8 protein-coding genes and 6 pseudogenes are annotated in these 19918 nt (G+C 61.5%); 5 read left to right on the forward strand and 9 right to left on the reverse strand.

What is annotated here, in order from left to right:
• Positions 1–400 precede the first annotated feature (400 nt).
• Positions 401–1562: pseudogene (locus JEY66_RS43145) on the forward strand (transposase).
• A 142-nt stretch (positions 1563–1704) separates the two neighbouring features.
• Here the strand turns inward: JEY66_RS43145 and JEY66_RS43150 are convergent.
• Positions 1705–2029: pseudogene (locus tag JEY66_RS43150) on the reverse strand (hypothetical protein); the annotation flags it as partial.
• 437 nt (positions 2030–2466) lie between these two features.
• Here JEY66_RS43150 and JEY66_RS43155 point away from each other — a divergent pair.
• The 3 genes and pseudogenes from JEY66_RS43155 to JEY66_RS45245 form a co-directional block, all read left to right on the forward strand.
• Positions 2467–3531 (forward strand): IS630-like element ISRj1 family transposase, encoded by a 1065-nt coding sequence (locus tag JEY66_RS43155; RefSeq protein WP_011084514.1) that lies wholly within the window; start codon positions 2467–2469, stop codon positions 3529–3531.
• 398 nt (positions 3532–3929) lie between these two features.
• Complete coding sequence (locus tag JEY66_RS43160) at positions 3930–4811, forward strand: aldo/keto reductase (RefSeq protein WP_018273895.1); 882 nt, start codon at positions 3930–3932, stop codon at positions 4809–4811.
• Between the two features lie 372 nt (positions 4812–5183).
• Positions 5184–5306, forward strand: a pseudogene (locus tag JEY66_RS45245) (IS256 family transposase); the annotation flags it as partial.
• Positions 5307–5417: 111 nt separating this feature from the next.
• Here the strand turns inward: JEY66_RS45245 and tnpC are convergent.
• From tnpC to JEY66_RS43175, 3 genes are all read right to left on the reverse strand, one after another.
• Complete coding sequence (gene tnpC / locus JEY66_RS43165) at positions 5418–6962, reverse strand: IS66 family transposase (protein WP_224517700.1); 1545 nt, start codon at positions 6960–6962, stop codon at positions 5418–5420.
• A 134-nt stretch (positions 6963–7096) separates the two neighbouring features.
• Positions 7097–7453, reverse strand: coding sequence for an IS66 family insertion sequence element accessory protein TnpB (tnpB, locus tag JEY66_RS43170; protein WP_011090953.1), 357 nt, complete (start codon positions 7451–7453; stop codon positions 7097–7099).
• Positions 7450–7848, reverse strand: coding sequence for a transposase (locus JEY66_RS43175; protein ID WP_026193420.1), 399 nt, complete (start codon positions 7846–7848; stop codon positions 7450–7452). Before JEY66_RS43175 ends, tnpB begins: the two co-directional genes overlap by 4 nt.
• A gap of 101 nt (positions 7849–7949) precedes the next feature.
• Between JEY66_RS43175 and JEY66_RS43180 the strand changes: the two are divergent.
• Positions 7950–8834 (forward strand): annotated as a pseudogene (locus JEY66_RS43180) (IS256 family transposase); the annotation flags it as partial.
• Between the two features lie 267 nt (positions 8835–9101).
• Here the strand turns inward: JEY66_RS43180 and JEY66_RS43185 are convergent.
• The 5 genes and pseudogenes from JEY66_RS43185 to JEY66_RS43205 form a co-directional block, all read right to left on the reverse strand.
• Positions 9102–10382: an IS110 family RNA-guided transposase gene (locus tag JEY66_RS43185; protein ID WP_244620943.1), complete on the reverse strand. Its 1281-nt coding sequence runs from the start codon at positions 10380–10382 to the stop codon at positions 9102–9104.
• A 440-nt stretch (positions 10383–10822) separates the two neighbouring features.
• Positions 10823–15979, reverse strand: a complete 5157-nt coding sequence (locus JEY66_RS43190) for a Ulp1 family isopeptidase (protein ID WP_209911825.1) — start codon at positions 15977–15979, stop codon at positions 10823–10825.
• Between the two features lie 178 nt (positions 15980–16157).
• A pseudogene (gene istB, locus JEY66_RS43195) lies at positions 16158–16882 on the reverse strand (IS21-like element ISFK1 family helper ATPase IstB).
• Positions 16883–16900: 18 nt separating this feature from the next.
• The gene (gene istA, locus JEY66_RS43200; protein ID WP_166341218.1) at positions 16901–18442 is read right to left on the reverse strand and encodes an IS21-like element ISFK1 family transposase; all 1542 of its coding nucleotides are present in this window, start codon (positions 18440–18442) and stop codon (positions 16901–16903) included.
• A gap of 120 nt (positions 18443–18562) precedes the next feature.
• Positions 18563–19294, reverse strand: a pseudogene (locus JEY66_RS43205) (transposase); the annotation flags it as partial.
• Between the last annotated feature and the right edge of the window lie 624 nt (positions 19295–19918).

Below are 19918 nucleotides of genomic sequence, written 5' to 3' on the forward strand. Positions count from 1 at the left end.
CGCGCTTTTCACATACGCTCCGGCAAAAAAGGCCTGTTTGGCGCCTCTATCGCCACTCCGCTGCGTGGCACGCGATTTGAATTCTCTGCGTTGCGGCAGCGGCAGCTGACGCCTTGTAGGAAAGGAAACAACTATGGATATCTCAGATTATGGCGTAACCGAACTGACTTTCGAAGATGCGTGCGCCGCTGTCGGCGGTCAGCCTTGGTGTGTTTGGAACCCGGATGAGCAGAAATGGTCCTGCCCCCCCCTGAGCTCTCACGAGGAGCTCTTGTAAAGGCATTTTGTAGCCGGTCCGCGGCGCAGCCACGGACCGGCTTACCCCAGAACTCCTTTCGCGTGTCCGTAAGGACGCAGCCCTGGAAGGATTTCTGGTTCATCGTAGCCACCAGCAGCGAAGATGAAACAGAAATCCGGACCGGGCAAAGCGTCGGCAGACCAAGTGCGAAAGGACATTCGGCGCCAGAACCGCCGGCAGTATTCGGCGGAAGAGAAGATCCGCATCGTGCTGGAAGGATTGCGCGGCGAGGAGAACATCTCCGAGCTTTGTCGCCGAGAAGGCATTGCCGCCTCGATGTGTACTACGGCTGGTCCAAGGAGTTCTCGAGGCCGGCAAGCGCCGCCTGGCCGGCGACACGGCACGAGCTACGACCTCCGGCGAGGTGAAGGACCTCCGCCGGGAGGCCGCCGCCTTGAAGGAGGCCGTCGCCGATCTGCCCCTGGAGAACCGTCTGTTCAAACAAGTATGAACGGAGATGGGGAGGACGAGGCATGAGGTATCCCGCCTCAGAGAAGGCCGAGATCATCCATTTGGTCGAGCAATCGCACCTTCCGGCCAAGCGCACACTGGACAAGCTCGGGATCCCGCGCGCCACATTCTATCGCTGGTATGATCGCTACCGCGAGGGAGGCGTTGAGGCGCTGGCCGATCATCGGTCTCGACCAGACCGGGTCTGGAACCGCATCCCGGACGATGTGCGGGGCCAGATCATCGACCTGGCGCTGGAGTTACCTGAGCTGTCGCCACGCGAGCTGGCCGTGCGGTTCACCGACGAACGAAAGTACTTTGTATCCGAGGCGTCGATCTATCGGCTGCTGAAGGCGCATGACCTCATCACCAGCCCGGCCTATGTGGTGATCGAGGCCGCGAACGAGTTCGAGGACAAGACGACGGCGCCGTCGCGCACTGGCCAAGGCTTCTCAGCGACAATGGTTCGAGTTACGTGGCGGATGATCTGGCCGAGTGGCTCGACCAGAAGGGCATGCAGCATGTGCGCGGCGCTCCGTACCATCCTCAGACCCAGGGAAAGATCGAGCGCTGGCATCAGACGCTGAAGAACCGCATCCTGCTCGACAACTATTACCTACCCGGTGATCTCGAGCGTCAAGTAGGAGCCTTCGTCGAACACTATAATCACGTCCGCTATCATGAGAGCATCGACAACCTCACGCCAGCCGATGTCTACTTCGGCAGGGCTGAGGCGATCCTCGCAGAACGAAACCGCATCAAGCGCGACACCATCGCGAACCGCCGCTTGCAGCATCAACTGCAGGTCGCTTAAACTCTAACCCTGATGAACCAGAGCCTCCCTTCTCAAAAAGCCTGACCAGTCTCAAATTATCTGACGACGGACAAAAAGCTTCGAACGCTCAGGACATCCTTTGTGTTACGACCGTCGATATATCACGTCGGTTCGGGTTCCTGTAGCCGCGCACCTCCGAGCAGTCCTTGCACCGCATGTAGCGCTCCAGTTCATGAACCGGCGTCGCCTTCGGTCGCCGCACGATGTCCAAGGGCGACGGTCTGGTGCGTGTCGCAGCCAAGGCAGCGCACTTCGAGGTAGCGGTAACCGGCATTAAGCGCATCGCCGAGCGTGGGCGACGGTTGCGCGGGCCCCTGGAAACCGAGCATGCGCGCGTTCCACGCCGCAACGGCGAGCCGGTCGGCCTCCTTCCGCGCTTCGGTCGCCCGTTCTGCCGCTGCCCGGACCGACCCACCGTAAATGGTCTCGCGTGATTTGGTGCCCATCGCGCGAGCATCGCCCGGAGGTAGAGCGTCGGCAAGCCGCTACAGCTTGCGGTGGATAACGCGCCGGGCACAACGGAGGCGACCACGTCCCAAAAGCGGCGGATCAAGCTGCTATCGTTTCCGGGTTTGCACGAGCGTGGTCACGACCACTGCCACCAGAACAAAAACAACGACGATGGCGAGTGCTTCAAGGGACCCCATAGCGCTGATCTCCGTCAGGCCGGTCTCTTCCCTAATGTTAATTCATCAGAAGGACGGTCGCGTGCGACAAATCGCTACTGTGCGCTTTCGTCTCCGCGCATATCCAATGACGGTCACCACCACGCATCGAGGTCGAGGGCGATGCCGTACTCGATGCTCGACGTAATGCGCAGGCAGTGACGGCCTACACCTAGTACCCACTTTTCTTGGAACGTGAGTCGTGATTCAAGGTCGGGATGATACCCGAAGCAAGAGAAGTCCACCTTTCGAGGAAAGATCGCAAGGTGCTTGAGGCGTGCTGTCGCTCACCGGTGACGTTGCAGCGCGATTTGAAGCGGGCGCGGATAGTTCTGTTGGCGGCGGATGGGCGCAGCACCCGGTCGATCGCCAAGGAAGTTGGGGTCCAGCCGCGGATTGTCAGCCTTTGGCGGCATCGCTATGCCGACCATGGCCTTGAAGGGCTGCAAGACAAGCCGCGGCCTGGCAAGCAGCCGATCTATACGAAGACGACCGACAAGCGGATTCTGAAGCTGCTGGATAAGCCGCCACCGCAAGGGTTTGCGCGCTGGACCGGCCCCCTGCTGGCCGAGGCGCTGGGCGATGTCGATGTCCAATATGTCTGGCGGTTCCTGCGCAGCCACAAGATTGACCTGGTGGCTCGCAAGTCCTGGTGCGAGAGCAACGACCCGAACTTTACGGCCAAAGCCGCCGATGTTGTCGGCCTCTATGTCGCGCCGCCGGCGAAGGCCATTGTGCTGTGCGTGGACGAGAAGCCCTCGATCCAGGCTTTGGAGCGAGCGCAGGGTTATCTGAAGTTGCCCAATGGCCGCGCCTTGACCGGCCAAAGCCACGATTACAAGCGGCATGGCACCACAACATTGTTTGCGGCGCTCGAAGTCGCCACCGGAAAGATCATCGCGACCCATTCAAAACGCCGGCGCCGCGTCGAGTTTCTCGATTTCATGAACAGCGTCACCGCGACTTTTCCGAACCGCAAGCTTCACGTCATCCTCGACAACCTCAACACCCATAAAAAGAACGAGGACTGGCTCAAGGCCCACCCCAACGTGCAATTTCATTTCACGCCGACAAGTGCGTCATGGCTCAATCAGGTCGAAGTATGGTTTTCCATCTTGCAGGGGCAGTCGCTCAGCGGCACCTCCTTCACGAGCCTCAAGCAGCTTCAGGAACACATCGATGCCTACGTCAACGCATACAACGACAGAGCCGAGCCCTTCGTCTGGACCAAGAAAAAGGTCCGTCAACGCCGTTTCAAAGGCCGCCGTATCACTCAGCTCTGATTCCGGGTACTAGTGCGGAAGTGGTCGGCTCTGCCATAAACCTTCGTATAGGTCCGTGACCCCTTTAGATGCCCGACGTTTACCTACGTGCAATTGAGCCGCTGATCGCGATCGTCTTAGCTAGGGTATGCGGTAGCGCTCTCGCTATCGCTGCCCTCCTTGGGCGTTTCCTCCCTAGACTTGGGCCGCTTGTGGCAACGCAGGCGGCCTCTCTTTTTATGTATGTCGTCACGTTCTCCAGAGCAGAATGAGGCCGAGCGGGTCTGCTCGTGCTTGTCCCGGCGCACCGCCCGTCGCGCTCACATTAGCCCCTCGAATTTTGTACCGATCCGCAACGCAATCTGAAAAATCGCCGGGTCAAATATCTTGAAAGCGTGCCGTTGCGCGGTTTGGGGTGCATGGCACTGACTGGCATTTACGGCCATATCGCCCGCGATGTTGCCATTGATATCATCCGCCACGCATTCGACATGGGTGTCACCCATTTCGACACGGCCGAGCTCTACGGTCCGTTTGTCAACGAAGAGCTATTAGCTGATGCGCTTGGCTCCCGTCGCACCCGTGTCGAGATAGCCACGAAATTCGGATATCGGCTCGAAGCCGGCAAGATCGCAGGATTGGATTCCCGTCCGCAATCGATTCGTTCAGCCGTGGAAGGGTCGCTGCGCCGACTGCGGCGCGACTACATTGACGTCCTCTATCAGCATCGCCCTGACCCAAACATTCCGGTCGAAGAGGTCGTCGGCACGATGTCGGACCTCGTGAAAGAAGGGAAAGTGCTTGAGCTTGGCCTGTCTGCTACCGATATAGAAACGGTGCAGCGAGCGTCCGCAATACACCGGATATCTTTCGTTCAAAACGAATACTCCCTTATCCAGCGGCAGCCCGAGCAGGGACTACTTGCCTATCTGAACGGCACAGGCACCGATTTCGTGTGCTACTCACCACTTGGGCGGGGCATCCTCGCGCGGATACCCGACGTGGAAGCAAAGCGTTCGCCGACCGACTATCGTAACAAGGACCCCCGCTTCGAACCGACACGTCTGGCCGAGCTCAGCCTTGCTCTCGATCCGCTTTGGGACATAGCGGCTGCTCACTTGGTCAGGCCAGCTACAGTCGCCCTCGCATGGCTGCTGGGGAGGTCACCCAACATCCGGGTCATTCCAGGCGCTACTTCGGTAGAGCAACTGAATGCGAACTTTGCCGCAGCGTCGGTGCCTCTATCTTCGGAGCAGCGAGTTGCCCTCGATCACCTTATGGTTGCCCGAGCCGCAGACTGATTCAGCAAGACTCAACTCTGCGTGCGTTGCCCCGAATTACCATCTACGACTTCTCGCACAATTGCGGGCAGACGAGCTCGCCGCGATCTGCTTCGCGCGTCGGGTTGGATTATTCAGCTATCAAGAGAGCTCAGTGATCGGATTCAATGAATGAGTGCGGCAAGTTTCGTCAGCGCTTATTCGACGGATATTCGACGACTTTTCGATCCGAGCTCGGTCGTGTCCCCGGATGTGGTGTAGCTCGGTAGAGCAAAGCCGCCCGGACGCGCGCCCCCCAATAGCGCCGTAGCGGGCGGGCGGCTTTGCGGTGGTCACCGGCAGTTCGCCGGTAGGGTCGGGTTGCTGACACCAACCTGATTCGAGGAACCACCGGTGACCGATGAGATGATGAACCTCCGCACGCTCGTGGAGAAGACCCCTGATGCCGATCTGTTGCGCGAGATGATCGGCTTTGCCGCCCAGCGATTGATGGAGCTGGAAGTCGAAGGCCAGACGTAAGCGACGTTCGCGTCCCATTCGCAAAGGTTTGGCGTGGGGATTGCAGTCTGTTGATCAACGTGTTTGCAAATCGTTGGCGGGGGGTATGGAGGCGGCAACGACGGAGAATTACGAGGTGCGGCCGAACGACCAGGGCAGGAGCTCGTCGATCCGGGACTGCGGGTGACCGGTTGCGATCGCTTTGAGCGTCGCTTTCATCCAGACGTAGGGCTCCACGCTGTTGATTTTGCAGGTGGCGATGAGCGAAGCTATGCGCGCCCATGAACGACCACCTTCGTCGTGACCAGCAAATAAACTATTTTTACGCGTCAGAGTCAGCGGCCTGATTTGATTTTCGACGGGATTGGTGTCCATCTCAACGCAACCATCGTCGAGAAACAAGGTGAGGCCATCCCAATGGTTCAGGAGATAGGCGATCGCCTTGCCCATCTCGCTGCCCGGCGACAGGCGAGCGGCTTGCTCGCGCAGAAACCTCTCGAGTTCAGCGACGAGCGGCCGTGATCGCTCGTTACGGGTCGTTTGCCGAGCCGGGGCGTCGGCGCCACGGATCTCCTTCTCGATCGCATAGAGTGCGGCGATGCGCGCGAGAACGGCTTCGGCGATGGGTGAGCCGGCTTTCGGAGTCGCTGCGATGATCTTGCGCCTTGAGTGGGACCAACATGCGGCCAGCCGCAGCGGCACGCCGCCTTTGCGCTTGGGCCGTGCGAGCCGATGATAGCCCTGGTATCCGTCGACCTGAAGGATGCCGTCGAAGCCCTCGAGGATGCGCTCAGCATGGTCACCACCGCGTCCTGGCGCGTAGTGGTAGACCACGATTGGTGGATCAGCGCCGCCGTGGCCGCGATCGTCGCGCAGGACAGCCCACAGATAGCCGGTCTTCGTTCGGCCCCGGCCCGGATCGAGCACAGGCGCCCTGGTCTCGTCTATGAACAAGCGGCCCGATTGCTTCATCACGACGCTCATGCGCTCGACCAGCGGCGCGAGGTGGAAGGCGACCGTTCCCATCCAGTCTGCCAGAACGGCGCGATCGATGAAGATGCCATGCCGAGCCAGAACCTGCGACTGACGATAGAGTGGCATGTGCTCGCTGAACTTGGCGACCGCCACCTGCGCCAGCAGCGCCTCGGTGGGGATGCCACCCTCCACGAGATGGGCGGGCGCCGGCGCCTGAGCAACACCGGTGCAGCCCTTTGCGCAGGCGTAGCGCGGTCGCACCGTCTCGATCACACGATACTGGGCGGCCATGACATCGAGACGGCGGGAGCGATCCTCGCCGATCTGGACCATCCGGCCGCAGCCGCAGGGACACTCGAGGTTCTCGGGTTCGATCACCTGCTCGATGCGCGGCAGGTGCGCGGGAAAGGCACGGGCAGCGCGCCTGGTCCGGCGGCTGGACGGCGCCGTGCCGGCGCGGCGCGCACGATCGTCCTGGCGTTCCTGGACTTCGGCGATGGCAATCTCGATGTCCTCGAGAACCAGTTGCATCTGATCGGGATTGAACTTCTCCGAGCGTTTACCGAAACGTGCGCGCTCGTACTCCTTCACGAGCAGTTCGAGGCGTTCGACGCTCTCTTTGGACGCAGCCAGTTCACTCTCGACATGAAGGCGCGCCGAGCATTCATCGTCTGCGCGACGACGCTCGGCTTCAATCATCGCTTCCTGCGCGCGGAAGAGCGCGCGCAAATCGGCGGGCAGCGCTGCAAGACGGGCGGGATCAAAGGGGGACGGCGGCACATCCGCAAGCTATCATCCCAAAGCCCCGCGCGAAACAGGTTGTCGGGTCTGAGTCAGTTCGCCGCAGCTGGCGTCGCGACAATCCGTTCGCCCACTCGCTTCCAGTTCAGCCCTTCAAACAGCGCTTCGAACTGCACGCGCGTCAGATGCATGACGCCGTCGCTGATCTGCGGCCACTCGAAACGACCATCGCGGCCAAGGCGCTTGTAGACCAAAACGAGGCCCGTGCCGTCCCATAGCAAAATCTTCAGCCGGTCGGCGCGCTTCGAACGAAAAACCACGATCAGGCCCGAATGCGGATCGAGCCCAAGCGTGTTTTGCACAAGACCGGCCAGCGCGTCGTGCCCGCACCGGAAGTCAACAGGACGCACAGCAAGCACAATCCGCAGTCCCTGCGCCGGAATGATCATGCGCCGCGCTCGATCGCAGTCACGATCTCCGCGATCCGCACCGCCGACACGTCCGCATCCAGGCGGACCGAAACCTTGCCAATCGTAATCTCGACGGGCCCCTCGCTCTTGCCTGACGCCACTGGATCGCTCAGCTCGATCGACACGAAATCCGCCGCGTCGTCCGTGACCAATGCGAGCCGGCCAGCACGCGCCAATCTGCGCCACCTCGTCAACTGCTGGGCCTTCACACCATAACGCCGTGCGACATCACATACCCGGGCGTCGGGCTTCATGCTCTCGAAAACAGCGCGCCCCTTGATCTCCGCAGACCATAACCGGCCTCCAGAACGCGTCCGGCGCGTAAGCTTCCCTACAAAGCCATCAGCTTCGGCTTCCTCCCCCGATTGTTCCATCGCCTTCAGTCTCCTCTTGGCTCTCTGACCAGCCAAGAATCGCAGAGCGAAAGCCGAAGCGAAACCAATCAATCAAATGGGAGAAAAGCTCCGCTTACGGCCAGACCGGGGCCGCCTACGGCGAGAAGACCCCCGAGCGCCTGGCCCAGCGCAACGGCTACCGCGACCGGACCTGGGAGACCCGTGCCGGCGCGGTCGAGCTTCGCATCCCCAAGCTGCGCAAGGGCTCCTACTTTCCCGGCTTTCTGGAGCCGCGCCACATGGCCGAGAAGGCGCTCACCGCCGTGGTGCAGGAAGCCTATGTGCAAGGCGTCTCGACCCGCTCGGTCGACGATCTGGTGCAGGCGATGGGCATGAGCGGCATCTCCAAGAGCCAGGTGAGCCGGCTCTGCGCCGAGATCGACGACAAGGTGAAGGCGTTCCTCGCTCGTCCGATCGAGGGCGACTGGCCGTACCTGTGGATCGACGCCACCTATGTGAAGCTGCGCCAGAACGGGCGCATCGTGTCGGTCGCAGTGATCGTCGCGGTCGGCGTCAACAGTGATGGCCGGCGCGAGGTTCTCGGTATGGATATCGGTCCCTCAGAGGCTGAGACATTCTGGACCGCGTTCCTGCGCAAGCTCGCCCGCCGCGGTCTGCGCGGCGTCAAGCTGGTCGTCTCCGACGCCCACGAGGGCATCAAGGCCACCGTGGCCAAGGTGCTCAATGCCTCCTGGCAGCGTTGCCGGGTGCACTTCATGCGCAACGCGCTGGCCCATGCCGGCAAGAGCGGCCGCCGCGTCGTCTCCGCCTTCATCGCCACCGCGTTTGCCCAGGACGATGCCGAGGCCGCTAAAATGCAGTGGCGCAAGGTCTCCGACCAACTCCGTCCCAAGCTGCCCAAGCTTGCCGGCTTCCTCGACGAGGCCGAGACCGATGTGCTGGCCTATATGACGTTCCCGCCGCAGCACCGCACCAAGCTGCACTCCACGGATGAGATGGACAAGCGATTTCTTCGGGGCCGAGACGACGACTGCGGAGATTGCTGTAAGTCCATTCTTTTGTTCGGCTGCGCTGCGGGCCATTCTTCCGTCCCGGCCACCAATCTCGCAGCCGCCGCGCGCCGGGGCGGTCAAGGCTGCCGCGTCTGCGGCCACCGCAAGGCTTGGCCTTGACCGGCCCGAGCACGGCGGCACACTGGCAGTGGAACGGGACTGCATTCCTGGCTAGAATTTGCCATCAGCCGCGATTATGGTTGTTGGGCGCGGGCGACCTCATGGCGAAGCGTGACGCGTGGCTGCAAGCGTCACCGGACTGCCTATTTTGTCCTGCCGAACTGAGGCGCTCGCGCGCCACTTTTTGGGTGCCGCGACTTCCATTGCGACACGAATCGTTCGTAGCTTTGCTCGGCCTGGGCGGCAATCAACATCTCGCGGTCGCGCAGCGACTTGATGTTGTAGGCATAGGCTGGTCCACGGCGGCTCCCTTTCTGTTGTGGATGTCCGGCTTGAAGTTGCATCGCGCGGGTCTTGTTGGCGACCAGCGCCGGGCGCGCCCACAGGTAATCCTCGCCCTTTGTCAGCAAGTGCCAGCAGAGCACAGTGAGCTTCCGAGCCACGGCCACCGCGGCGATCTGATGGCCGCGCCGGGCGCGGATGCGTACGAAAAAAGCATGCAGTGGACCGGGCGCCTTGGCCGCTGCCCAGGCCGCTTCGACCAGCATGGCGCGCGCATGACTGCGGGCCGATCTTGCTGATACGGCCGTGGTGGGCTGCTCCCAACCCGGACTGCCGCACCCGCGGGTTCAGCCCGAAATAGCTCACCAACTTCTGCGGGCTGTTGAACCAGCTGATGTCGCCGATCGCCGCCACGATGCCGGCGGCGACCGCCAGGTTCACGCCGGTGATCGTCATCAATCTGTTGACCGCGAAATCCTCGATTGCGTCCCGCGCGATCTCGCGGTCGAGCAGGACCAGGTCTTCCGCCAGCCGGTCAAGCTCACGGACATGCCGGTCGATGGCCGCTCGCTCATCGTCCGGCAACTGTTGAGCGGCCAACCATGCCCGGCCGCGGGCGTTGAAAAGATCGGCATGCGGGCACTTCGGGATCAGGTGCGCGTGCAGGATCGAATGCACCGCGTTCTTGAGCCGCGTGCGATGCCGCACGACCTGGTAGCGCCGCGCCACCAGCCTACGCTTGCGCTCGGTCTCCGCGTCAGGCGTCCAGATCTGCGGCAGGTATCCCGCCGCCTGCAGACTGGCGAGCGTGCCGGCATCGATCTTGTCGGTCTTGACGTGAGCCTGGGCGATCGCCTTCACCTGCAACGGATTGGCGATGATCCCCCGCGCCACGAATGGCGCCAGAACCCGCGACACCGCCAAGCTGTTACCAGTCGCTTCGAGCACCACCTCATCACCGGCCAGCAGGGTTTTGCCAAATCCCTCCAGCGCAGTCCGCGTCATATCAATGCGCCCCGCATGTCGAAGCCTGCCGTTCTCCCAAAATACCACCTCCCCGAAGGTTCGGTGGACATCAATGCCAATTATCCGTCGCATTCGCACCTCCTCTGCCGAACACATGACGGGAGCTGCGGGCGACACGACAACTACGGATTCGCGCTCGCGGCGCAACCGGGCGAGTCGCAGAGGCGGCCAGCTACTAACTCGAGCTCTCGGCTCATCGTGTGCATCGGCCTGCCCGCACTTCGTGCTCCCGGTGCCTCTGTCCCGATGGTCGCACCATACGCCACGATGTAGGAACACCGCAGCGGAACGTTGGCACCGAGCCATCTCATACCGGTTACCAACCCGATCGAGCGCCTCAACGGCGAGATCAAGCGGTGGTCCGGCGGCTCGTCGGATACGGGCGCTTCGACGGGGGCGAGACGGCCCGCGTGATGGCACGTCTCTACGCCGCGGCGCGCCTGCTGGTGAACTTCTTCCAGCCGTCATTCAAGCTCAAAGAGAAGCGCCGCGAGGGTCCGCCCACGGCGACATCACCCCCTGAGTCGCGCTTGCAGTGCCTGCCGATTGGCAACGACGTTGCTGAGGTTCAGCTGGTCTGGCTCCCGTCCTTGCGCCAATTGCCTAACCAGCTCCCGCGTGCCGTCCACGACAAAGACGCCGCAATCATAAGTGTTCTGCTGCTGGGCCATGCCGGCGGGCTGCAGGGCGATGTTCAGCCTTTCTGCGAGTTGTCTTGCATGCGTCTCGTTGTATCTCCCGTAGGAATCGTAGTGATAGGCGACAGGCCATTGCCGGTTGCTGCGATCAACGAACAGCAGCGACCAATGCCTGCCGCGGTCCGTAGCACTGGCATCGTTCACTGGCAGCAACAGGAAGTCGGCTGTATCGTTATCACGCCGATCATGGACGATGCGATGGAATACGCGTAGCACGTCGCTCTCCGCGCCCAGGCGCAGCCGCAGCGCTTCGAGGGGATCTACGAACCGCGTCCGGGCGGCGAGATCCGAATCGCTCCTCTGCAAATCCAGCTCCTGAAGCTGGTAATCCCTGAGGATATGCTCGTCGCCCAGCCATTCCGTGTCCTCGAGCACCAGCCCGCGGTTGTGGGACAAGGCTATCGGATTCAACGCCCCGATCTGAGCATCGGAGGAGGTGATCGGAAACCGCCGCACGATATCGTCGCGCAATGGGGACGGTGCGGGCGCGGTCAGATCAACCAATGGAAGACCGTCGTAGGTGTCTGAACGAGCCCTGGCAGAAGGCGCTGGCGCAAAGTGAGCACTGTCATCCAACTCGGCCGCATCCGGATCAAGCAGTGCCCCAAACCCACGATAGAGATCCTGAGCCCCGGCAGTTGATGGTGATGCCGGTTCTTGCATCTGCCGCGCAAGCTCCTCGCTCAACCACGCCAAAGCGTCATCGTCCGAGTGGGCGGACACCGGAGAAAGCCCCTGCGGCGAGCCGAGCTGTCGAGCGCCCTGGTGATGCCCCGGTACCGGCCCGGCAGACGGCGGCGGAAAGCCAGGCGCCCGGCTCCAAGCATTGTCGCGCAACTCAAATGATGCGGGCGAATTCGGATTAAACGATACCTCAAGACCGCCGTAGGTGTCTGAGCGAGCCCTGGCAGAAGGCGCTGGCGCAAAGTGAGCACTGTCATCCAACTCGGCCGCATCCGGATCAAGCAGTGCCTCAAACCCACGATAGAGATCCTGAGCCCTGGCAGTTGATGGTGATGCCGGTTCTTGCATCTGCCGCGCAAGCTCCTCGCTCAACCACGCCAAAGCGTCATCGTCCGAGTGGGCGGACACCGGAGAAAGCCCCTGCGGCGAGCCGAGCTGTTGAGCGCCCTGGTGATGCCCCGGTACCGGCCCGGCAAACGGCGGCGGAAAGCCAGGCGCCGGGCTCCAAGCATTGTCACGCAACTCAAATGATGCGGGCGAATTCGGATTAAACGACACCTCAATACCGCCGTAGGTGTTTGAGCGAGCCCTGGCAGAGTGCGTTGGCGCTGCTTCCACGGTCGGCCAGGCAGGTTCCTGCCCAGCTTGGACTATGTCCTGCGCCTGCTCAGGAGGAACCTCGGGCCACGATGGGCCGTCTTCCACCATTAAGCGCAGATCCTGATCGTAACCTTCCGGGAGGACCAATGGCCGACTGACAGCTCGCTGCCGCGCGCTGTGCTGCGCAGCGGCGCCCCCGACGTACGTCGCGACCGCATGCGGCGCCGTGACATCTTCGTAGCCGCTCCGCAGCAGCATCGGCTGCGTCTCCCATGACGACGTACCCTGTTGATGGGTAGGCGCCGGTGTCGGCTGGCCGCCTGAATTGGCGATCTCGCTCAGCTGCCGCTCGCCGGCAACGCCTTGCGGATTGTTTAGGGTCCTCTGCCTCTTCGCTGGCCTCAACTCAGCTGTGTCATGCTCATCGTTGATGAGGACCTCCTCGCTTGGCAGGCGGTTGCTCCTGGCAAGCGCAGCCATCGGCTCGTCCGGGGACTGCTGGCGGTCGGGCTCTCCGGGATCCGGTGCCTGGTCATGGCGCGCGGCTGGCTCGAGAGATGACGACGAGCGGGGTTCGTCCATCAGCCCCAAAAGCAAATCCTGATCGCGGCCTTCCGCGGGAAGCTCCTCTGGCCGACGGCCAGTTTCCTGCGACGCGCTGTGCTGCGCAGCGGCGGCGTCGACGCGCCTCGGCTCCATCAGTACCGTGTCTTCGGGATTGATAAAGGCCACGTTCTGGGGGTGAGGATTCAGCTTAGCGCGTCGTGAGATCGGCACTTCGCCCGTCGACCGCAAGGTCCGGAGATAGTCGATTGCCTGAACGAGTCTCTTTGGATTACCCTCTCCGATGAACTCGAGCACCTCACCGCCATCGGTCAGCGACTTATTGTCGAGCCGATCACGAATGCTCGGTTTTTCTTTTGCGAAAAGCCAACGGCTAAAGCTACGAAGAGAACCTCCGTGCTGCTCGGCAGCGGATTTGCTGAACCCGCCCTTGATGAGGGCCCTCTCAAGCCCCGAAATAAGGGGAGCATCCACGGAATAAAGAGGCTGCTTCCTCTTCCCTATCACAATCCAAGTTGACTGAGCCGACTGCGGCGCCGAGGACGACGGGCCGGGTTCATCCATCAGCCCCAAAAGCAAATCCTGATCATGGCCTTCCGCAGGAAGCAATTCCTCTGGCCAACTGCCACCCTTCTGCGACGCAATGTGCTGCGCAGCGGCGTCGCCGACCCGCCTCGACTCCCTCAGGGCCGCCTCTTCGGGATCAATATGGCGCTCGTGCTCCATCGCCTCAGCGCCGGCCTGCGATTTTCGGAGACGAGCCAGTGCGGCGCCAATCCTGGAATCAGCACCGGCGACCTTCCTATAGCTCTCGACATCTCCGTCAAACGACGTGCCGAGCCCAGCAGCAATGCCCGGCCTGTTGTTGTCACGCAGGTAGTCGCTGAAACTGCGAAGAGCAGTTGCATCCTTCCTGCTTGCATCCTTCTTGCCGGTATCTGTCGCTGCTTCGTTTTTGTACTCTTCGATGAGAGCCGCGTCCTGGGGATAAGGATGCAACTCAGTGCGGCCTGCGATCCGCACGACTCCGCCCGTCGACTGCGAGGTTCGGAGATGAACTATCGCCGCAAGAAGTCTTAAGGGATTACCCTTTCCGATGAACTCGCGCGCATCAGCGGTCAGTGACTTTTCGTCGTCGAGCCGAGCAGCAATGGGATCTTTGTTATTTGCGAAGAGCCAGTGGCCAAAGCTGAGAAGAGTACGTACATAGCCCCTGGCGGTGCGTTCGGCGGCGTTCCCATTACGGAGGGCCTCCTCAAGCCCCGAAATAAGGGGAGCATCCTCGGTATGAAGAGGCTGCTTGTCGTGCCCTATCAAAATTCCAGTTGACTGAGCCGGCTGCGGCGCCGAGGACGACGCGCCGGGTTCGTCCATCGGCCCCAAAAGCAAATTCTGATCATGGCCTTCCGCAGGAAGCAATTCCTCTAGCCAACTGCCAGCTTTCTGCCACGCACTGTGCTGCGCAGCGGCGTCGCCGACCTGTCTCGACTCCATCACGGCCGCGTCTTCGGGATCAATATGGCGCTCGAGCTCCATCGCTTTAGGGCCCACCTGTGATTTTCGGAGATGAGCCAGAGCGGCGCCGATCCTCGAATCAGCACCGGCGTCCTTCTTATAGCTCTTGACATCTCCATCCAGCGCCTTGCCTGAAAGCCGACCAGCAATGCCCTTCTTGTTGTTTTCACGCAGGTAGTCACTGAAACTGCGAAGAGCCGTTGCATCCCTCCTGGCTTCTTCCTTCTTGCCGGTATCTGTCGCTGCTTCGTTTTTGTACTCTTCGATGAGAGCTGCGTCCTGGGGATAAGGATGCAACTCAGTGCGGCCTGCGATCGGCACGATTCCGCCCGTCGACCGCGAGGTCCTGAGATGGTCTATTGCCCTAAGGAGTGTCGCGGGACGCTTTTCGAACAACTCGCGCGCATCAGCGGTCAGTGACTCTTCGTCGTCGAGCCGAGCAAAAATGCTCTTTTTGTTATTTGCGTAGAGCCTCTGGCCAAAGCTGCGAAGAGAAGATAGATAGTTTCGGACGGTGCGTTCGGCGGCGCTCCCATTCCGGAGGGCCTCCTCAAACCCCGCAATAAGGGGAACATCCTCGGAATGAAGAGGCCGCTTCTTGTGCCCTATCGCAACCCCAGTTGACTGAGCCGGCTGCGGCGCCGAGGACGGCGGGCCGGGTTCGTCCATCGGACCCAAAAGCAAATTCTGATCATGGCCTTCCGCAGGAAGCAATTCCTCTGGCCAACTGCCAGCTTTCTGCGACGAACTGTGCTGCGCAGCAGCGTCGCCGACCTGCCTCGACTCCTTCAGGGCCGCGTCTTCGGAATCAATATGGCGCTCGAGCTCCATCGCCTTAGCGCCCGCCTGCGATTTTCGGAGATGAGCCAGAGCGGCACCGATCCTCGAATCAGCACCGGGGGCCCTCTTATAGCTCTTGACATCTCCATCCAACGCCTCGTCTGAAAGACGAGCAGCAATGCCCTTCTTGCTGTTTTCACGCAGGTAGTCGCTGAAACTGCGAAGAGCAGTTGCATTCTTGCTTGCATCCTTCTTGCCGGTATCTGTCGCTGCGTCGTTTTTGTACTCTTCGATCAGAGCTGCGTCCTGGGGATAAGGATGCAACTCAGTGCGGCCTGCGATCGGCACGATTCCGCCCGTCGACCGCGAGGTCCTGAGATGGTCTATTGCCCTAAGGAGTGTCGCGGGACGCTTTTCGAACACGCGCGCATCAACGGTCAGCGACTCTTCGTCGTCGAGCCGAGCAGCAATGGGATCTTTGTTATTTGCGAAGAGCCACTGGCCAAAGCTGCGAAGAGAATATAGATTATTTTGTGCGGTGCCTTTGGCGGCCCCGCCCTTGATGAGGGCCTTCTCAAGCCCAAAAATAAGGGGAGCATCCTGGGAATAAAGGGGGCTTTTGCTGAGCCTTCTCAGAATCCCTTTTGACTGAGCCGGCTGCGGCGTCGAGGCGGCCGGCATTGCTCCATCACCTTCACCTGAACTGCCGATCTCGCTCAATTGCCGCTCAAAGGTCGCCGCGGTTGCGGACGGAGCCGCGGGTGAGCTCTCTTGCGGGCCCGTGCTGTCCGATTGTTCACGCACCCGCTTGGTCGAGGGGAAATCCATCCGTTCTCACTTTCAAAATATGAACCAGGGCTTCGATCTGGCATGCTGGCGATCAGCAACAAACCACCCTTTACAGCCCTCGATAGACCCGCACCGGGAGCATCTGCGGATTTCACGGATCGTGAGCATCGATTTCGCGCGATCGTGAGCAGCCCGCTACGGCCGATGGGAGATAGAGTCAGTGTTCTGGTTGGCCGTCAAGGGTGATGGTTTTGGCGCTGCGTTTTCGCATGCTTTCTCCGGTGAGCTGGAGGCGGTGGGCGTTGTGGACGAGGCGATCGAGAATGGCGTCGGCGACCGTGGGGTCCCCAATGGCTCCATGCCAGGTGTCCACGGGGAGCTGACTTGTGACGATGGTGGATGCGCGGCCATGGCGGTCCTCGAGGATTTCGAGCAGATCGCGGCGTTCCCAGAAGCTGAGCGCGGCCGAGGCTTTTGAGGAGCCGGGCGTAACGTCCGTCTCCGCGCGCGAGCGCGAGCGCCTCGAACAGCCTTGGAACGCGATGATAGAGGACTGATCGGTTGTCGCGGCAGGCCTTGTGGCCGAGCGCGCAGGCTAACCAACTTTTGCCCAGGCCGGTTGCCACCGGTGACGAGCAAATTCTCGTGGCGATCGATCCAGCGACCTTCGACGAGTTTGGCGAAAACGGCGCGGTCGATGCCCCGCGGGGTGCGCAGATCGACGTCCTCGACGCAAGCAGTCTGGCGCAGTGCGGCGATCTTGAGGCGCGTGGTGAGCCGCCTGGTGTCGCGTTCGGCGGCTTCGCGGTCGACCAACAGGCCGATGCGATCTTCGAACGGCAGGGCTTCGAGATCGGGCGATCGGCGCTGCTCCTCGAAGGCCTTGGCCATTCCGGTCAGGCCAAGCTCGATCAGCCGTTCGTGGGTTGGGTGGTTAAGCATGCCGGGTCTCTCCTTGCTTCAGTGGAAGTAGTCGCGTCCGCGGATGTTGCCGTGGCGCAGGGGCTGGTGCTCGAAAGATTCGTCGAAGAACGTGCGATCGAGGCCGTTCTGGAGGATCGATCTAATCGAGGCGACGGAGCGCGCCTTGATGAGGATGCCCCTCCGGCAGGCTGCGTCGAGGCGTTCGGCGCCGTAGCTTTTGACGAGCGCCAGAATGCCAAGGCAGGTTCGAAAGCCTTGTTCTGGATGGGGCCGGGCGTCGATCACGGCCTGGAAAAACGCTGCTGTCGAAGGACCGATCCGCTCGCCGGCGGCGATCACCGCGGCGGGGGTCCATTTGCCGTAGCGGCGATGGGCGCTGGGCATGTGGTCGGCGATGGTGGTGTGTCCGCGTCGGTTGGGCGCGCGGGCATGGCTGGCGATCCGCTGGCCCTTGTGGAAGATCTCGACCGTCCGATCGTCGATACGGGCATCGACCAGCTCGCCAATCAGACGATACGGCGCGGAGTACCAATGGCCGTCGACCTCGACATGATAATCGGGAGCGAGGCGGCAGCGCTTCCAGCGTGCGAAGCCATAAGGCTGATCTGGCAGCGGGGTTAGCTTGGGTTTGTCGAGTTCGGCAAACAGTTCGGCGCGGCTTGAGCCGAAGCCACGCATTTGACGAGCATTGAGTTCGTCGACGAGTGTCTTGATGGCGGCGTTGAGCTCGGCCCGGGAAAAGAAGCACTGATTGCGCAGCCGGGCCAGAATCCAGCGCTGGGCGATTTGCACCGCGACCTCGACCTTCGCCTTGTCTTTTGGGCGCCGCGGCCGTGCGGCGAGAATGGCCGTGCCGTAATGGCTCGCCATCTCGGCATAAGTGCGATTGAGGCCGGGATCGTAGCGGTCGGGGTTGCTGACGGCGGCTTTGAGGTTGTCGCAGACCACGAACGTCGGCGTTCCGCTCAAAAACGTGAACAAGTTGACGTGGGCCCGGATCCAGTCGGCCAAGCTCTCGCTGGGGCAGGCCTCGGCGTAGGTGTAGTTCGAAGCGCCCATCGCCGCGACGAACAGCTTCATCGGCTGCACTTCCCCGGTCAGGGGATCGACGATGTCGATGGTGTCGCCGGCGAAATCCACGAACACCTTCTCGCCGCCCAGATGAATCTGCCGCATCGAAGGTCGGACCCGCCCCTTCCAGGCCTCGTAGGTAGTGCAGAACCACGTGTACCCGAAACCGTCGGGATTAACGGCGCGATACTCCTCCCAGAGCAGGCGACGGGTTACGTTGCGCCGGCGGAGCTCTTTATCGATGTAGCTCCAGTCGGGCACCGGCCGCTGCGGGCTCTGAGACGCTGGTCGTGGGGCCGGGAAAAGCAAAAGCTCCAGGTCTTCATCGGTCATTCCCTCCGGAAGCGGCCAGCTCAACCCAGCAGAGCGGGCGCGGCTCAGGTAGCTGTGCACAACGCCGTTGCTGACGCCCACGCTCCGCGCGATGGCCCGCTCTGGCAGGCCTTGAAAATGTTTTAACCGAAGGACTTCCTTGATCCGGCGCATCGACAATCTCTGGGTAGGCATTGGACTTCCTCGTTAACCACGAGGTCATCCCTAAGCCGGTTGAGTTGTCGGCCGAAGCGCTGCAAGGCTCCGAAAGCCTTGCTCACGATCCCGCGAAATCGTTGCTCACGATCGTCTGAAATCTCTGCTCACGATCCCCTGAAATCCGCGCTCACGATCCCCCGAAACGCGCATGGGGACCCCGCCAAAATACCGGAACGCCTCTTCGTGGAGCTGCGCCCAGACTTGTTGGCTGGACTTCCAGACTACCCGCCGGAAGCTGCGCCGCGAGTAGCGTAGCGTCATCACGAACAGGCGGGGACGACGGTACCGCCCGTTCTTCGGATCAACCGTCGGCGCGCCCTCGCCATAGTCGACCTGAGCTTCCTCGCCGGGGAGGAACTCAAGACGATCAAACTGCTCAGGATCAGCGTGCCGCAACCGGCGCACAAACCGCTTGACACTCTGGTAGCTGGACGGAAAGCCAAATTGATCAACCAGGTCCTGGTAAATCGCCTGCGCGTTCCGCTTCAGCCGGACCTGTTCTTCGATCCACGTCCGATGCGCTTCGCAAGCCGAACGGGCCAGGCTGCTGGTAACCGTCGCTTCCGATGTCCCAAAAGCCGGTGGTCGGGGTGGAGGAATTTGGCCGTCCGCGCTCACCGAGCCGGTGGTCACTTCCCCGGGGGAATTTGCCTCCGCACCAGCCCGCAGCGCCTGATAACGCCGGATCGTCTTGCGATCGACACCCGTCAGCCGGTGAATCTCGCGCTGGCTGGTGTTGCGATCAAGTAATGTAAGTACGGTGCTTTGCAGATGTCGCTTCAAGACGTTCAACTCCCCGGCCCCTTGCTGGCTAAAGGGGTCGAACATAAACGTCCTGCCTGACCGGCTACTGCTGTTCAGCGGCGCTGACGGCGATCATCAGGTGGGGGAGTTTCAAGTGACCATACCCGGGGGATTTTGACCGACCCACGGGGCGTTATCCGGTTCTTGTCCATCGGGTCGCGGATTTGCTCCACGCTTTCTTCAGACCCCGTCTTGCGACGACGCCCTTGCGCTTCGCTAACCCTTCGCCACCATCAGGCTGGGTAGAGGACTTCCACCTCCAAGCTGTCGTTCATACTCGGCACACAGAAAAGGGGCCGCATCTCTGCGGCCCCTTGCCGGTTGCAATCTTACTCGTAATGAAACGCCAGCCCCGGCGAACCCAACCTAGAGTTTTCCACGCCTAGTGAAACCCCGATAAAATACGGTGTATGCGCAAATAGCCAATCGCAGGCCACACGGGGCGGGCGATCATCGGGCTACATTCTGCGGCGAGTCGGCGAGATCCTTTGAGCCCTCGATCGCCTTTAGGTTCGGTTTCGCCGATTCAAGCACGACCGGCAGCGCAAAAAGCATCGATCGCGTGATTGAATAGTTGTCCGTGAACAAGCCTCCAAGCACTTGATTGGGAGTCTGTTTTCCGCTTGTGGCGGCATTTGAGATTGCAGG

The organism is Bradyrhizobium elkanii USDA 76 (assembly GCF_023278185.1).
GTDB classification, from domain to species: domain Bacteria; phylum Pseudomonadota; class Alphaproteobacteria; order Rhizobiales; family Xanthobacteraceae; genus Bradyrhizobium; species Bradyrhizobium elkanii.

Bases quoted from the DNA above. Each gene is read 5' to 3' on its own strand.
- JEY66_RS43155 (WP_011084514.1), top strand. From the start codon at position 2,467: ATGATACCCGAAGCAAGAGAAGTCCACCTTTCGAGGAAAGATCGCAAG.
- JEY66_RS43160 (WP_018273895.1), top strand. From the start codon at position 3,930: ATGGCACTGACTGGCATTTACGGCCATATCGCCCGCGATGTTGCCATT.
- tnpC (WP_224517700.1), bottom strand. From the start codon at position 6,962: ATGATTGAAGCCGAGCGTCGTCGCGCAGACGATGAATGCTCGGCGCGC.
- tnpB (WP_011090953.1), bottom strand. From the start codon at position 7,453: ATGATCATTCCGGCGCAGGGACTGCGGATTGTGCTTGCTGTGCGTCCT.
- JEY66_RS43175 (WP_026193420.1), bottom strand. From the start codon at position 7,848: ATGGAACAATCGGGGGAGGAAGCCGAAGCTGATGGCTTTGTAGGGAAG.
- JEY66_RS43185 (WP_244620943.1), bottom strand. From the start codon at position 10,382: ATGCGACGGATAATTGGCATTGATGTCCACCGAACCTTCGGGGAGGTG.
- JEY66_RS43190 (WP_209911825.1), bottom strand. From the start codon at position 15,979: ATGGATTTCCCCTCGACCAAGCGGGTGCGTGAACAATCGGACAGCACG.
- istA (WP_166341218.1), bottom strand. From the start codon at position 18,442: ATGCCTACCCAGAGATTGTCGATGCGCCGGATCAAGGAAGTCCTTCGG.